This window comes from Bradyrhizobium cosmicum (genome assembly GCF_007290395.2).
Taxonomy (GTDB): domain Bacteria; phylum Pseudomonadota; class Alphaproteobacteria; order Rhizobiales; family Xanthobacteraceae; genus Bradyrhizobium; species Bradyrhizobium cosmicum.
Genome location: NZ_CP041656.2, coordinates 5,793,870 through 5,809,135 on the forward strand (window position 1 = coordinate 5,793,870; position 15,266 = coordinate 5,809,135).

General features: G+C 64.4%; 14 protein-coding genes and 1 pseudogene. 3 read left to right on the plus strand and 12 right to left on the minus strand.

Going from position 1 to position 15,266, the window contains the following annotated elements; genetic code table 11:
• Window positions 1-9 precede the first annotated feature (9 nt).
• From FNV92_RS27795 to glpD, 5 genes are read right to left on the minus strand one after another with little or no spacing between them, the layout of a single operon-like run.
• The gene (locus tag FNV92_RS27795) at window positions 10-816 is read right to left on the minus strand and encodes a carbohydrate ABC transporter permease (RefSeq protein ID WP_143843724.1); all 807 of its coding nucleotides are present in this window, start codon (window positions 814-816) and stop codon (window positions 10-12) included.
• Window positions 816-1,718, minus strand: coding sequence for a carbohydrate ABC transporter permease (locus tag FNV92_RS27800; RefSeq protein WP_015688035.1), 903 nt, complete (start codon window positions 1,716-1,718; stop codon window positions 816-818). Before FNV92_RS27800 ends, FNV92_RS27795 begins: the two co-directional genes overlap by 1 nt.
• Window positions 1,718-2,803, minus strand: a complete 1,086-nt coding sequence (locus FNV92_RS27805; protein WP_143843723.1) for an ABC transporter ATP-binding protein — start codon at window positions 2,801-2,803, stop codon at window positions 1,718-1,720. Before FNV92_RS27805 ends, FNV92_RS27800 begins: the two co-directional genes overlap by 1 nt.
• Before the next feature lie 12 nt (window positions 2,804-2,815).
• Window positions 2,816-3,892, minus strand: coding sequence for an ABC transporter ATP-binding protein (locus tag FNV92_RS27810; RefSeq protein WP_143843722.1), 1,077 nt, complete (start codon window positions 3,890-3,892; stop codon window positions 2,816-2,818).
• On the minus strand, window positions 3,889-5,439 hold the full coding sequence (gene glpD, locus FNV92_RS27815) for a glycerol-3-phosphate dehydrogenase (protein WP_143843721.1): 1,551 nt from the start codon (window positions 5,437-5,439) through the stop codon (window positions 3,889-3,891). Before glpD ends, FNV92_RS27810 begins: the two co-directional genes overlap by 4 nt.
• Window positions 5,440-5,730: 291 nt before the next feature.
• Here glpD and FNV92_RS27820 point away from each other — a divergent pair, with 291 nt between their 5' ends.
• Both FNV92_RS27820 and FNV92_RS27825 read left to right on the plus strand, forming a co-directional pair.
• Window positions 5,731-5,982 carry a type II toxin-antitoxin system prevent-host-death family antitoxin gene (locus FNV92_RS27820; protein ID WP_143843720.1) on the plus strand — a complete coding sequence of 84 codons (252 nt, stop codon included), beginning with the start codon at window positions 5,731-5,733 and terminating at the stop codon, window positions 5,980-5,982.
• Window positions 5,982-6,404: a type II toxin-antitoxin system VapC family toxin gene (locus tag FNV92_RS27825; protein ID WP_143843719.1), complete on the plus strand. Its 423-nt coding sequence runs from the start codon at window positions 5,982-5,984 to the stop codon at window positions 6,402-6,404. The genes FNV92_RS27820 and FNV92_RS27825 overlap by 1 nt, the downstream gene beginning before the upstream one ends.
• Before the next feature lie 11 nt (window positions 6,405-6,415).
• Here FNV92_RS27825 and FNV92_RS27830 read toward each other — a convergent pair whose 3' ends face one another.
• Together FNV92_RS27830 and FNV92_RS27835 are read right to left on the minus strand one after the other, a co-directional pair.
• Window positions 6,416-7,255: a DeoR/GlpR family DNA-binding transcription regulator gene (locus FNV92_RS27830; protein ID WP_143843718.1), complete on the minus strand. Its 840-nt coding sequence runs from the start codon at window positions 7,253-7,255 to the stop codon at window positions 6,416-6,418.
• 88 nt (window positions 7,256-7,343) lie between these two features.
• Window positions 7,344-8,028 (minus strand): annotated as a pseudogene (locus FNV92_RS27835) (HAD family hydrolase).
• 154 nt (window positions 8,029-8,182) lie between these two features.
• Between FNV92_RS27835 and FNV92_RS27840 the strand changes: the two are divergent.
• Entirely contained in the window at window positions 8,183-8,665 is a 483-nt protein-coding gene (locus FNV92_RS27840) for a nuclear transport factor 2 family protein (RefSeq protein ID WP_143843717.1), read from the plus strand.
• A 57-nt stretch (window positions 8,666-8,722) separates the two neighbouring features.
• Here the strand turns inward: FNV92_RS27840 and FNV92_RS27845 are convergent, their stop codons facing one another.
• From FNV92_RS27845 to FNV92_RS27865, 5 genes are all read right to left on the minus strand, one after another.
• Window positions 8,723-8,914 carry a hypothetical protein gene (locus tag FNV92_RS27845; RefSeq protein WP_015688044.1) on the minus strand — a complete coding sequence of 64 codons (192 nt, stop codon included), beginning with the start codon at window positions 8,912-8,914 and terminating at the stop codon, window positions 8,723-8,725.
• Window positions 8,915-9,136: 222 nt separating this feature from the next.
• The gene (locus tag FNV92_RS27850) at window positions 9,137-9,547 is read right to left on the minus strand and encodes an acyl-CoA thioesterase (protein WP_143843716.1); all 411 of its coding nucleotides are present in this window, start codon (window positions 9,545-9,547) and stop codon (window positions 9,137-9,139) included.
• A gap of 7 nt (window positions 9,548-9,554) precedes the next feature.
• Window positions 9,555-11,651 carry a 3-hydroxyacyl-CoA dehydrogenase NAD-binding domain-containing protein gene (locus FNV92_RS27855; protein WP_168213539.1) on the minus strand — a complete coding sequence of 699 codons (2,097 nt, stop codon included), beginning with the start codon at window positions 11,649-11,651 and terminating at the stop codon, window positions 9,555-9,557.
• A gap of 2 nt (window positions 11,652-11,653) precedes the next feature.
• The gene (locus FNV92_RS27860; RefSeq protein WP_143843714.1) at window positions 11,654-12,937 is read right to left on the minus strand and encodes an acetyl-CoA C-acetyltransferase; all 1,284 of its coding nucleotides are present in this window, start codon (window positions 12,935-12,937) and stop codon (window positions 11,654-11,656) included.
• A complete protein-coding gene (locus FNV92_RS27865) occupies window positions 12,937-15,204 on the minus strand; it encodes an acyl-CoA dehydrogenase (RefSeq protein ID WP_168213538.1) in 2,268 nt (755 codons plus the stop codon). Before FNV92_RS27865 ends, FNV92_RS27860 begins: the two co-directional genes overlap by 1 nt.
• Between the last annotated feature and the right edge of the window lie 62 nt (window positions 15,205-15,266).

Genomic DNA, 15,266 nt, shown 5'->3' on the forward strand with positions numbered 1-15,266 from the left:
AGAGCCTCCTCAGACCCGACCAAGCGCGAAACCGCGCGCGATGTAATTGCGGACGAACCAGATCACGAGCGCCCCCGGAATGATGGTGAGCACGCCGGCCGCGGCCAGCAGACCCCAATCCATGCCGGCCGCCGAAACCGTGCGCGTCATGATCGCGGCGATGGGCTTGGCCTGTACCGAGGTCAGCGTGCGCGCGAGCAGGAGCTCGACCCAGGAGAACATGAAGCAGAAGAAGGCGGCGACGCCGATGCCGCTCGCAATCAGCGGCACCAGGATCTTGATGAAGAAGCGCGGAAACGAATAGCCGTCGAGGAAGGCGGTCTCGTCGATCTCGCGCGGCACGCCGGAGACGAAGCCTTCGAGGATCCAGACCGCCAAGGGAACATTGAAGATGCAATGCGCGAGCGCGACCGCCCAGGGCGTATCGAACAGGCCGATCGCCGAATAGAGATTGAAGAACGGCAGCGCATAGACCGCCGCCGGCGCCATGCGGTTCGACAGCAGCCAGAAGAACAGATGCTTGTCGCCGAGGAAGCGGTAGCGCGAGAAGGCGTAGGCCGCCGGCAGCGCCACCGAGATCGAGATGATGGTGTTGAGGACGACGTATTCCAGCGAATTGATATAGCCGGAATACCAGCTCTCGTCGGTGAAGATGCGCTTGTAGTGCTGCAGCGTCGGGGTATGCGGCCACAGCGTCATCGTCGAGACGATCTCGGCGTTGGTCTTGAAGCTCATGTTGACGAGCCAGTAGATCGGCAACATGAGAAAGATGAGGAACAGCGCCATGATGACGCGACGGCCGGGAATCGAGTGCATCACGCGGCTCCTTCCTGCGGCTTCCGGTCGGTGCCGGCATTGGTCATGACCGTGTAGAAGATCCAGCAGACGATCAGGATGATCAGGTTGTAAACCAGCGACAGCGCCGCCGCCTTGCCGAGATCGAACTGGCCGAGCGCGATCTTGACCAGCTCAATCGACACGAAGGTGGTGGAATTGCCGGGCCCGCCGCCGGTGACGACGAACGGCTCGGTGTAGATCATGAAGCTGTCCATGAAGCGCAGCAGCACCGCGATCAGCAGCACGCGGTTCATCTTCGGCAGCTGGATCGCCTTGAACACGGCCCAGCGCGAAGCGCCGTCGATCTGGGCGGCCTGGTAATAGGCTTCCGGGATCGACTTCAGGCCGGCATAGCAGAGCAGCGCGACGAGGCTGGTCCAGTGCCAGACGTCCATCACGATGACCGTGACCCAGGCGTCGAATTCGTTGGAGACGTAATTATAGTCGATGCCGATGGCGTTGAGGACGTAACCGAGCAGGCCGATGTCGGGCCGGCCAAAGATCTGCCAGATCGTGCCGACCACGTTCCACGGAATCAGCAGCGGTAGCGCGAGGATGACGAGGCAGGCCGCGACGGTCCAGCCCTGGCGCGGCATCGACAGCGCGACGACGATGCCGAGCGGCACCTCGATGGCGAGGATCACCAGCGAGAAGAAAAGATTGCGTCCGAGCGAGGCGAGGAAGCGGCCGCCGAGGTCGGTCGAGGGATCGAGCAATTCCTTGAACCAGCCGACACCGTTCCAGAAGAACTGATTGTTGCCGAAGGTGTCCTGCATCGAATAGTTCACCACCGTCATCAGCGGCAGCACCGCGGAGAAGGCGACGACCAGGAACACCGGCAGCACCAGGAACCAGGCTTTTTGGTTGACGGTCTTGTCCATCAGGCGGCTCCCTCCACCAGAAGGCTGTCGGCATAGACGTGGATATGCGACGGGTCGAATTTCAGCCCGGCGGTGCCGTCCGAACTGGTGAATCCCGCAGGTGCGCGCGCCGCGAGCTTTGCGTCGCCGAGGCGCGTGCGGGCGAAACGGATGCGCCCGAGATCGTCGATGCGCTCGATCTTTGCCGTAAGCAGGCCGGGAGCCGGCGCGACCGCGTCGACGAATTCGGGACGAACGCCGATTTCGATCTTCGCGCCCGCCGGAAGCTTGTCATAGCTGCGGCCCAGCGCAATGACGTGGCCGCCGACCTTGGCTTCGCGACCCCTCACCTCGGCCGGAATGATGTTCATGCCGGGCGAGCCGATGAAATAGCCCACGAATGTGTGCGCCGGCTTATCGAACAGCTCGGCGGGCGTGCCGCTCTGCACCACGCGGCCGTCATGCATGACGACGACGGTGTCGGCGAAGGTCAGCGCCTCGGTCTGGTCGTGGGTGACGTAGATCATCGTGAGGTCGAGCTCGCGATGTAGAGCCTTCAGCTTGGAGCGCAGCTGCCATTTCAGCTCGGGGTCGATCACCGTCAGCGGCTCGTCGAACAGCACGGCGGCCACGTCGGAACGGACCAGGCCGCGACCGAGCGAGATCTTCTGCTTGGCATCGGCGGTGAGCCGCGTCGCCTTGCGGTTCAGATAGGGTTCGAGATCGAGTAGGCGGGCGATCTCGGTGACGCGCTTGTCGATCTCGGCCTTCGGCACGCCGCGGTTCTTCAGAGGAAACGCCAGGTTCTGCCCCACCGTCATGGTGTCGTAGATCACCGGGAACTGGAACACCTGGGCGATGTTGCGCTTCTGGGTTGACAGCGGAGTGATGTCCTGCCCGTCGAACAGGATTTTTCCCCGCGACGGCGTGATGATGCCGGAGATGACGTTGAGCAGCGTGGTCTTGCCGCAGCCGCTTGGGCCGAGCAGCGCATAGGCGCCGCCCTGCCGCCAGGTCATGGTCACCGGCTTGAGCGCAAAGCTGTCCTGCGGCGCGTCGTTGCCGCCGTAGGAGTGGGCGAGATCGACGAGGTCAATGCGGGCCATGTCGCATCTCCCTCACGAGCTTGGTGCCGCGACCAACCGGTCAGCGGCATCAAACACAAAGACATCATTGGGATCGAGCACCGCATCCAACGTCTGGCCGGGCTCGAATTCGTGCACGCCATGCAACACCGCAACCCAGTTCGATCCGTCGCGGGTCAAATGCACGAAGCTCTCCGAACCGGTGATTTCGGTTACCGTCACCGTGGCGTGGAAGGCGTGGCGGTCGGCCTCGCCGTTGGCGAGCGCCAATTGATGGGCGCGAAAGCCGACGCGATAGGCGCCGTCGGCGAGAGAGGAATAGAGGCCGGAGGCAGGCGCGGCGATGCCTCCCGCATATTGCACGGAGCCGTTCTTCTTCTCGATGCCGACGAGGTTGAGCGGCGGATCCGAGAACACCTGCGCGACGCGCAGCGTCTGCGGCCGGCGGTAGACGCTCGGCGTCTCGCCGATCTGGAGCGCCTGGCCTTCCCACATGCAGACCGTGTTGCCACCGAGCAGCAACGCTTCGGTCGGCTCGGTGGTGGCATAGACGAAGATCGCGCCCGAGGCCTCGAAGATGCGCGGCAGTTCGGCGCGCAGCTCTTCGCGGAGCTTGTAGTCGAGATTGGCGAGCGGCTCGTCGAGCAGCACGAGATCGGCGCCCTTGACCAGCGCGCGCGCCATCGCGGTACGCTGCTGCTGACCGCCGGAGAGCTGAAGCGGTGTGCGCTTCAGGAACGGCTCGAGCCGCAGCAGCCTTGCGGCTTCCGCCACGCGCGTCTCGATCTCGTCACGCGGCTTGCCCTGCACGCGCAGCGGCGAGGCAATGTTCTCGTAGACCGTCAACGAGGGATAGTTGATGAACTGCTGATAGACCATCGCGACCGAACGCTTGCGCACGTCGACGCCGGTGACGTCCTTGCCGTTGACCAGCACCTTGCCCGCAGTCGGCTTGTCGAGACCGGCGAGCAGCCGCATAATCGAGGTCTTGCCCGACAGCGTCGGCCCGAGCAGCACGTTGAGCGTGCCGCTCTCGAGCGTCAGCGAGACGTCGCGGATGTGCTCGATACCGTCGACGGTCCGGGTCACGTGATCGAGTGTCACGGTCATGAGCGACCTCCTGCTTCCAGCAGGGGACTTTGCCGCACACCATGGGCTGCGATCCAGTCGCTCAAAGCCGCGATCTCGTCGGCAGATAGTCGCAGGCCGAGCTTGGAGCGGCGCCAGACGACGTCCTCGGCGGTGACGGCCCATTCGTTGGCCATGAGGTAGCGGACCTCGCGCTCGGTCAGCGTCGCGCCAAAGGCCTGGCCGAGATCGGCGGCCGATTTCGCGTCGCCGAGCAGCTTGGACGCCCTGGTGCCATAGGCGCGCGCAAGGCGCCGCGCGTGCTCGTAGCTGATGAAGGGATAGCCGCGCTGGAGCTCGGCGATCAGGCCGTCCACGTCGGACACACCCATGTCGCCACCGGGCAGCGGCGCCTTGCCGGTCCAGCCCTCGCGCGCTTTCGCACTGCGAAGATAGGGTGCCAGCCGTTCCAGCGCCTCTTCAGCGAGACGGCGATAGGTCGTGATCTTGCCGCCATAGATCGACAGAAGCGGCGCGTTGCCGGGCATGTCGAGCTCGAACACGTAGTCGCGGGTTGCAGCCTTGGCCTCGCTGGCGCCGTCGTCATAGAGCGGACGCACACCGGAATAGGTCCAGACCACGTCCTCGGGCGTCACCGGCTTGGCGAGATATTCGCTGGCGGCCTTGCAGAGATACTCGATCTCCTCGACCGTCGCCTTCACCTTGGAAGGATCGCCGTCATAGTCGCGGTCGGTGGTCCCGATCAGCGTGAAATCGTCCTGGTACGGGATCACGAAGATAATGCGGCCGTCGGCGTTCTGGAACATGTAGGCGCGATCGTGGTCGTAGAGTTTCTTCACGACGATGTGCGAGCCCTGCACCAGGCGCACCTTGGCCTTCGCATTCACACCGGCGCCACGGCCGAGCACGTCCTCGACCCAGGGACCGCCCGCATTGACCAGCGCGCGCGCCTGGACCTGCGAGCGTGCACCGGTCAGCGTATCGACCATGCTGACCGTCCAGATGCCGTCGGACTGGCGGATTTCGGTGGCGCGGGTGCGGGTGCGAATCTCGGCGCCCTTGTCGGCGGCGTCGCGTGCGTTCAGCACCACGAGGCGCGCGTCATCGACGAAGCAGTCGGAATATTCGAATGCGCGGCTGTACCGATTGGGGATCAGCGGGCGGCCGACCTCGTCGCGCCGCAGATCGACCGAGCGGGTTGCGGGCAGCAGGTGACGGCCACCGATGTGGTCATACAGGAAGAGGCCGAGGCGCAGCAGCCAGGCCGGGCGCAGGCCGGCATGATGCGGCAGAACGAAACGCAGCGGACGGATGATGTGGGGCGCGATGCCCCAGAGAATCTCGCGCTCGATCAGCGCCTCGCGGACCAGGCGAAACTCGTAATATTCGAGATAGCGCAGTCCGCCATGCACCAGCTTGGTCGACCAGGACGACGTCCCGCTCGCCAGATCGTTCATTTCGCACAGGAAGACACTGTTGCCGCGGCCCACCGCGTCGCGCGCGATGCCGCAGCCGTTAACGCCGCCTCCGATGATGGCGAGGTCGAATATCCGCTCCAACAGACGCATCCCCCGGCGCACCGCTCGTTCCTTCGAGCAGCTACTTTCGTTTTTGATTAGATCACACCGAAAACCGAAAGCAAGATGAAAGACAGGAGACGGGAAGTGAAAGCAAAACATTTTTTATGGGCGGCTGGCGGAGAAATCGGCAGAGAAATGGCCAAATTCGAGAGCAAATGGTCCGATGGATCGGCATGGGGGGCATGACCATCCCGCGGCCCGATGCGGATATTGAATGTAGCAACATATCTACATATAATTCGCGCTGGTAAGTCTAACCACGGCGTGGAGGAGCTGAAGATGGTGACCACCCTGACCAGCCGAGAGTTCAACCAGGATACAAGCGGCGCCAAGAAAGCCGCCTCGCAGGGACCCGTCTTCATTACGGATCGCGGCCGCCCGGCTCATGTCCTGCTGACGATCGAGGATTATTTGCGCCTGAGCGGCGGGCACATGAGCCTTGCCGAAGCTCTGGCGCAGGCGAACACGGACTTCGAGTTCGATCCGCCCCGCGTGTCCGGCGGAGTCTTGAAGCCCGCCGATCTCGACTGATGTTTCTGCTGGACACCAATGTCATCTCCGAACTGAGGCGACCTGACAAAGCGGATCGCAATGTCGTCGCCTGGGCCAATGCGATTCCCGCTGCGAATTTTTTCATGTCGGCGATCTCGATTCTCGAAATCGAACTTGGCGCGCGCCTGATCGCGCGCAAGGACGCGGCGCAGGGGGCTGTCTTGCGCACGTGGATCGACGATCAGGTTCTAGCTCGTTTCGAAGGGCGAATCCTGGCCATTGATACGGTGGTGGCACAGCGTTGTGCGCAACTTCACATTCCCAATCCGAAGGCTGAACGCGATGCTCTCATCGCGGCAACCGCGCTTGTTCACGGCTTGACGGTTGTTACGCGCAATGTTGGGGATTTCGAACCTACGGGTGTGACGCTACTCAACCCGTGGAAACCAGCAGCAGGTTAGGACGCCTCCCGCTATCGCAGGCGGACGACCGAACCCGGGTCTTGAGGTGGCTCCGCTGCTGTCTCATCCGATTCCCCCGCCCCTTTCGGCATTGCCGCCATCACCTCGATGCCTTTGCTGTGGCAAATCGTGGCGAGGCGCTCGGGCAGTTCCTGATCGGTCACGAAGGTCTGGATCTGGCTGATATGGGCGATGCGCACCGGCGCGCTGCGACGGAGTTTCGTGGAATCGGCAACCAGCATGACGCTGCGGGCGTTGGCGATGATGGCTTGCGCGACCTGCACCTCGCGATAGTCGAAGTCGAGCAGCGCGCCCTCCTCGTCGATCGCCGACGCGCCGATGATGGCGTAATCGACCTTAAACTGTCCGATCAGCTGCGTCGCGGTCGAGCCGACCACGGCACCGTCGGCACGCCGCACCGTGCCGCCGGCGACCACCACCTCGATGCGAGGATGTCGGTAGAGCAGCATCGCGACATTGAGGTTGTTGGTGATGACGAGGAGATCCTCGTGCGAGGTCAGCGCGCTCGCCACCTCCTCGGTGGTGGTGCCGATGTTGATGAAGAGCGAGCAACCGTTCGGGATCAGCGAGGCGGCCGCAATCCCGATCGCCTTCTTCTCGTCGGCGGCGACGAAGCGCCGCGCCTCGTAAGCAAGGTTCTCGACGCCGGACGCGATGATCGCGCCGCCATGGATGCGGGTCAGCGAGCGGCGCTCGCAGAGATCGTTGAGATCCTTGCGAATGGTCTGCGCCGAGACCTCGAACTTGCGCGCCAGCTCCTCCACCATGACACGGCCCGAAGCACGCGCGATGTTGAGGATTTCTGCTTGGCGATGGGTCAATCCGGTCACGGCGATGGCCTCAAATCAGGATGCCGCATGGTGCGGCGGTTCGCAGCTGCGGTCAATGCGGACGCCGATCACGGTTAACGGCCGCCTCTCACCATGCCATCGCGGCGGCGAGACGCGCGAGCAGATCCGGATCGTCGAAGGCGCTGGCGGACGCGACTGCGCCTGATCCAACAAGGTCAGCATGGCTGAGGCTGGTGCGGATTCCGATGGTCGGAATGCCCGCGGCGGCCGCCGATTGCACGCCGGAGCGGGAATCCTCGAACGCGATGGAGGCGGCCGCGATGGCGCCGACGAAGCGCAGTCCCTCCTGATAGGGCAGCGGATGCGGCTTGCCGTGCGGCAGCTCGTCACCGATCACGATCGCCTTGAAGCGATGCGTGATGCCGAGACCGGAAAGCAGCAGTTCGGCATTCAGGCGCGGCGCGTTGGTTACCGCGGCCATAGGAATGCCCGCGCCATCCGCCAGGTCGAGCAGCGCCATCAGACCAGGCAGCGGCTCGATCTGCCCGGCGACGAGCGTGCGGAAGACCTGCTCCTTCTCGCCGAGGATCTCCGCGCGCTTGTCCAGCGCCTCATCGGCCAGGAAGCGCTCGCCGATCGATACATTGGAAAAACCTTGCAGCTCCCTTGAGAAGCGCGCGTGATCGAACACATGTCCACGGCCCCAGCACCTGGTTGAAGGCCTTCAGGTGCAGCGGGTCGGTATTGGCGAGCGTACCGTCGATGTCGAACAGCAATGCCTTGCTCATGTGCTTGCCGAGAGCCTCGATCATTTCCGTACTTTCCCCGATGCGCGATGCATCAATGCGAAAGACGTATCAATACAGGCTCCATCGCGCAATGACACATCGATATGACCGTCACGGACACTCGACAAAGCGGCGCACGGCTGCAACACTCCATGCAAGATCAAAAAAGGAGGAAACGATGACGATCAATCGACGCGATCTGGTTCTCTCGACTCTCGCAGTCTCTGCGCTTGCCGTCTCAGCTTTTGCCGTCTCAGCGCTCGCTGTCACGACACCAGCACTGGCGGCCTCGGCCGACGAGGACGCCGTGGCAAAGAAGGTCGAGGCCTTCCGCCTCGCCCAGATCGCGGCAGACCCCAAGGCGCTCGCCGCGCTGTGCTGGGACGATCTCAGCTACAGCCATTCCAGCGGCAAGGTCGAGGACAAGGCGACCTTCATCACAAATGCCACCGACGGCAAGTCGAAGTTCCTGTCGATTGAATACAAGGAGCCGACCATCAAGGTCGTCGGTCCCGCCGCGATCGTGCGCTTTCACTGGATCGCGGAACAAGAGATGGCGGCCGATGGGAAAAAAGTGCCGACCAACCTTCACATCCTGATGAACTGGCAGAAGCAGGGCGACGACTGGAAGCTGTTGTCGCGGGCTGCGACGAAGTTGTGATGGGCGGTGTCGTCCCGGGACGCGCCGAAAGGCGCGGGCCCGGAATGACATCGACTATTACGCCGCTTCCCTCACATCGCCGTTAACCAGCTTGCGCGCGGCGCGCTCGGCTTCGCGGGCGTTGCGGAAGAGCTGGCCTTCAAGGCGGTTGAACTGGTGGGACGAGGCGAAGAAGCAGTATCCGCCCTGGCCGCGAACGACGATACCCGCGGTCTGTGAATTGACTTCGATGATGTAGCTGTCCGGCATGGCCCGTAGATTCCTCAATGCGGGCAAATAACCGGATCTCTGCCCAAAAGTTCCTCAGGCAAATCAGCCGGTTTCCACCCCGAATCGACGTGCAATTAAGTACTTGGGGACCTCATCCGTTTTATGACTGGTTGTTGGCGAAGCCGCGACGCGTTGACTCAGTCACGCCGCGTTTGGCCGCCCTGCACATCTTCGTGAGATGGGACAGAGCGCCGCGCGCGACTACGTCGCGATCGGCGGATCATCCCGACGGATCGCCTGCGGACGTCCCTCGTCGTCGATCGAGACATAGGTGAAATTGCCGTCGGTCACCAAGATCGGCCGAAGCTCCCTGCGCCGCAGCGCCCAGGCTTCGAGGTGCACGGTCATCGAGGTGCGACCAACGCGCACGAGATTGGCGTAGACGGAAACGAGATCGCCGACATAGACCGCTTTACGAAAATTCATCGCCTCGATCGCCACCGTCACGGTGCGAGATCTCGCCACCTTCGATGCGAACACACCGCCGCCGACGTCCATCTGGCTCAGCAGCCAGCCGCCGAAGATATCGCCATTGGCGTTGGTGTCGGCGGGCATCGCCAGCGTGCGGATGCAGAGATCGCCGCTCGGTTCGGTGTCGGACTCGTCAGTCATATGGTCCTCACTTGAAATTGTCCCAGCCCGGATCGGGCGCAAAGCGCGCGCCGAACCGCTCGGCCAGCGCGCGCATGGTGGATACGACATTCTCCACCCCGCGCGTGCGCGCATAATTCAGCGGCCCGCCGCGGAAGGGCGCGTAGCCGGTGCCGAAGATCATCGCGCCGTCGACGGCGTCGGGATCATCGACGATGCCTTCGCGAAGGGCCGCGACGCAGACATTGGACATCGGCAGCACCAGCCGGTCGATCATCTGGTCGGTGACGCGCGGGCCGGTCTCGGCCAGCGGTGCCTTCTCCGCCTTGCCGTCCTTCCAGGTGTAGAAGCCCTTGCCGGTCTTGCGGCCGAGCTCGCCCCTGGCGACTTTCTCGCGCAGCCAAGCCGGTGTCGGCGGCAAGAGATCGCCGAACCTGGTGCGCAGCATGTCGCCGACGTCGAGGCAGATGTCGAGCCCGACCTGGTCGGCCAGTTCGATCGGCCCCATCGGCATGCCGAATTGCTCGGCGGCGGCGTCGATCAGGCGCTGGTCGATCTTCTCGTCCAGCATCACCATCGCTTCCAGCATGTACGGCGTCAGCGCGCGGTTGACGAGGAAGCCGGGCGAGCTCTTCACGGGCAGCGGCAAACGGTCGATCGCGCCGACAAAGGCGAGCGCCTCTTTCAGGACCTGTGCATCGTTGCCGTCATGGCTGACAACCTCGACCAGTTGCAGCCGCGAGACCGGGTTGAAGAAGTGAAGGCCGACGAGCCGCTCCGGCCGCGCCAGCGTGGTGCGCAGGTCCTGAAGCGGAATGCTCGACGTGTTGGTCGCAAGAATCGCGCCTGGCTTCATCTTCGGCTCGAGGCCGGCATAGACTTTTTGCTTGAGCTCCAATTTTTCCGGCACCGCCTCGATGATGAGATCCGCGTTGCGGACGCCCTCTCCATCCATGTCGGGGATCAGCCGATCGAGCGCGTCACGCACCTCGGTCGGTTTGCGGATGATCTTGCCGTAGAGCTCGGCCGCGCGCTTCACCGCGCCGGCGATCGGCTCCGCCTTCATGTCGGCGAGCGAGACGCGTATCCCCTGCCCGGCTACCCAGGCGGCGATATCCCCGCCCATGGCGCCGGCACCGATGACGTGGACCTGCTTGATCGTATTCCCGCCGCCCGTCGTCTTCTTCATCTGCTCACGCAGGAAGAACACGCGGATCAAATTCTGCGCGGTCGGCGTCACCATCAATTTGGCGAAGGAGGCCTGCTCGGCCTTCAGCATCGCGGCCTTGCTGCCACCATGGGTCTCCCAGAGATCGATCAGCGCGTAAGGCGCGGGATAATGCTCCCGGGATGCGGCCTTCGCCGCCTCCGAGCGCATCCGCTTGGCCAGCAAGCCACGCACCGGCCCGAGATTGGCCGCGCGCGTAAGCAGGCCGGGCCTGGCCCGCTTCAGCCGGCCGAACAGGACGTCTTTCACCGCGCCCCGGACATGGCGCTCCTGCGTCACGGTGTCGACGAGGCCGAGCGATTTGGCGCGGCGCGCATCGATGGTGCGGCCGGTCAGCATCAGCGCCATCGACTGGGCCGGATTGACCAGCGCGGTGAAGCGCGCGGTGCCGCCGAGACCGGGATGCAGGCCGAGCATCACCTCGGGGAAGCCGAAGCGCGCGCCGTCGATGGCGATGCGCGACTGGCAGGCGAGCGCGACCTCGAGGCCGCCGCCGAGACAGAAGCCGTGGATCACCGCAACCGTCGGCAGCTTCAGTGCTTCCAGATGATCGACCACGGCATGCGCCGCGCGGATGCGTGTCTCCACCATCGTAGGATCGCTGGCGCCGCGGAATTCGTTGACGTCCGCGCCGGCGATGAAGCCGGACGGCTTTGCGGAACGGATCACGAGGCCGGCGGGGCGCTCGGTCTCGATCGCCGCGAGCACGGCGTCGAATTCCTCCATCACGTCCGAGGACAGCGTGTTGGCGCTTGTCTCGGCGCGGTCGAACAGCAGCCAGGCGACGCCGTCGGCATCGCGCGTCAGCTTGAAATGCTTGTAAGGGCCATCGGCCGCAGGCTTGGGTCCCAGCTCCAGCACGCGATCGCCGAGCGCGGTCATGATCTTCGAATCCATGGTCACACCGCCTCGATCAGCATGGCGCCGCCGAGGCCGCCACCGATGCATTCGGTGGCAATTCCGCGCCGCGTGCCGAGCCGCTTCATCGCGTTGACGAGGTGCAGCACGATGCGGTTGCCGGAGGTGCCGACGGGATGGCCGAGCGAGATCGCGCCACCATCGACATTGAGCTTGTCACGGTCGATCTCGCCGGCCGCGCCGTCGAGGCCCAGGATATCACGGCAGAATTTGTCGTCGTTCCAGGCGGCGAGACAGCCGAGCACCTGCGTCGCAAAAGCCTCGTTCAGCTCCCAGGTCTCGACGTCCTGAACAGTGAGGCCGTTACGCTGAAGCAGCGGCGTCGCCGACATCACCGGGCCGAGCCCCATGATGCTGGGATCGAGCGCGGCCCAGTTGCTGTCGACGATGGCGGCCTTCGGCGTCAGTCTGTGCTTTGCCACCGCCGCGTCGGAGGCGACGATCACCCAGGAGGCGCCGTCGGTGATCTGCGAGGAATTGCCGGCGGTGACCTGCCCCCAGGGCCGCTCGAACACCGGCTTCAGCTTTGCCAGCGTCTCGGCCGTCGAGTCCGGACGTACGCCGTCGTCGTGGTCGAAGAATTTTCCATTACGGGAGAACGCGGTCTCGACCTCACCCTTGAGATAGCCCTCCGTCTGCGCATGTGCGAGCCGGCGATGGCTCTCGGCGGCGTAGGCGTCGGACTGTGCGCGGGTAATGCCGAAGAGATGGCCGACGACTTCGGCGGTCTGACCCATGTTCAGATCGGTGATGGGGTCGGTCAGACCGCGCTCCAGGCCAATGATGGGCTTGAGATCGCGCGGCCGCAGCCTGAAGGCGGCGGCGGCCTTCGCGGCGATGCCCTTGGCCGTGGCAAGGCCGGCAAACCAGCGCACGCCGGAATTCGGCCAGACCAATGGCGCGTGGCTGAGCGCCTCGGTACCGCCGGCGAGGATCATGTCGGCGTGGCCCTCGCGAATGTAGCGGTAGGCGGTATCGATCGATTGCATGCCGGAGCCACAGTTGATCTGCACGGTGAAGGCGACCATGTCCTCGCCCATGCCGAGCCGGAGCGCGGCGACGCGAGCCGGGTTCATCTCGTCCGCGATCACGTTGACGCAGCCGAGGATGACCTGGTCGAAATCATCCGGCGAAAACGGCTGGCGCGCCAGCAGCGGCCGTCCGCATTGCACGGCAAGATCGACCGGCGTGAACGGCCCGGGCCCCGAGCGCGCCTTCAAGAACGGCGTCCGGCTGCCGTCGACGATGAAAACCGGTCGTGCCATCAGCTCGCCGCCCTCTGTTCACCGAGTTCCTGAAAGAACTGATGCACATCTCCGGTTTTCTTGTAAATCGGCGACAGCGCCTCCGGCGCAAAATCGTCGACCTCGATTACTTTTGTGACGGCTTCGTGAGCCTCGGCAAGCTGCTCGCCTTCGGCCTGCGTGATCACGCCCTTGGCCACGGCGTCCTTCCAGTCGCGGATGTGCGCCGCGCGCATGCGCTTGGCGATGGCGTCGGTGCCCGTGACCAGCGTGAACGCGCGCTCCAGCCGGGCGAAGCCTCCGTCGTCATCGACATGGGCCAGGTCCGGCGTGAGCCGCTCACGCGCGGCCGAGGGCTCCAGCACGATGCCAGCGCATTGGTGCACGACGCGGTCGGACGGGCCGAGCACGCGGGCGCCGAACGGCTGGATCACGAGCTTGAGGAAGCCGGCGACGAAACGGTTGGGCAGATTGGCGAGGATTTCCGCAAGCCTGTTTTCGATTGTCTTGAAGCCGGTCGCCATGCACCATTCCAGCGCGGCGAAGTCTTCCTTCTGGCGGCCCTCGTCCTGCCAGCGTTTCAGCGCCGCCGATAACAGGTACAGCTCGGACAGGATGTCACCGAAGCGCGCCGACAGCATCTCCTTGCGCTTGAGTGCACCGCCGAGCGTGAGCAGCGCCATGTCGGCGCAGAGCGCGAACGCGGCGGAGTAACGCGAGAGCTGGCGATAGAACGGCGTGGCGTCGCCTGCGTTCGGTGCCGGAGCGAAGGCACCGAATGTCCAGCTCCGGCCGAAAGCTCGCAAGAGCGTTTCGAAGCTATGGCCGACATGTTTCCAGAACGCCTTGTCGAACGCGGTGAGCCCGCGGTCGCGGTCGGTGTCGGCAAGCGCGGTCATCTCGGCGAGCAGATAGGGATGCGCGCGAATCGCGCCCTGCCCGAACACGATGAGGTTGCGGGTCAGGATGTTGGCGCCCTCCACCGTGATGCCGACGGGAACGGCGCGGTGTAGATTGCCGAGATAGTTTTGCGGTCCGTCGATCACGGCCTTGCCGCCATGGATGTCCATGGCGTCGTCGACAGCGGTGCGCATTCGCTCGGTCGCATGCAGCTTCATGATGCCGGAGATGACGGCGGGATGAACGCCGGCGTTCAGCGCCGCGCAGGTGAGCCGCCGCGCCGCGTCGAGCTGATAGGCGGTGGCGACAATGCGCGCCAGCGGCTCCTCGACGCCTTCGAACTTGGAGATGGAGATGCCGAACTGCTCGCGGATTCGGGCATAGGCGCCGGTGGTGCGCGCCGCGTAGGCGGCGCCGGCCGCCGACAGCGACGGCAGCGAGATGCCGCGGCCGGCGGCGAGCGCCGTCATCAGCATCTTCCAGCCCTGCCCCAGCCGCTCCTGGCCGCCGATGACATAGTCGAGCGGAATGAAGACATCGCGGCCCCGGTTCGGGCCGTTCTGGAACACCTGCATCGACGGCAGATGGCGTTGGCCGATCTCGACGCCGGGCAAATGAGTCGGGATCAACGCCACGGTGATGCCGAGCTCTTCCTGGCTTCCCACGAGATGATCGGGATCGTAGGCCTTGAACGCCAGCCCAAGCAGCGTCGCGACAGGGCCCAGGGTGATATAGCGCTTGTGCCAGTTCAGCCTGAGGCCGACGACCTTGCGACCTTCAAAGGTGCCCTTGCAGATGATGCCGGTGTCGATCATCGACGCCGCATCGGAGCCGGCCTCGGGGCTGGTGAGGCCGAAGCAGGGAATGTCACGGCCATCGGCGAGGCGTGGCAACCAGCGCTCCTGCTGCTCCTTGGTGCCGAAGTGCAGCAGAAGCTCGCCGGGTCCAAGCGAGTTCGGCACCATCACGGTGACGGCCGCCGCGATCGAGCGGGTCGAGAGCTTGCGCACGACTTCCGAATGCGCATAGGGCGAAAAGCCGAGGCCGCCGAACTCCTTCGGGATGATCATGCCGAAGAACTTCTCGCGCTTGATGAAAGCCCAGACGTCCTGGGGCAGGTCGCGCCATTCCCAGAAGATCTTCCACTCGTCGAGCATGGCGCAGAGTTCGTTGACGGGACCGTTGAGGAAGGCCTGCTCCTCGTCCGTTAATCTGGCCGGTGCGATTTTGAGCAGCTTCGACCAATCGGGATTGCCGGTGAAGAGATCGGCGTCCCACCAGACGTCACCGGCCTCCAGCGCCTCGCGCTCGGTGTCGGACATCGCCGGCAGCACGCCGCGCGCCCAGGAGAAGATCGGCTTGGTGATGGTGTCGCGGCGGAAGCTCATGGCGGACCTCATGCAACGGCGCGGTTGTCGGGCATTTTAGCGGAAAGTGACGGGGGTAAGTG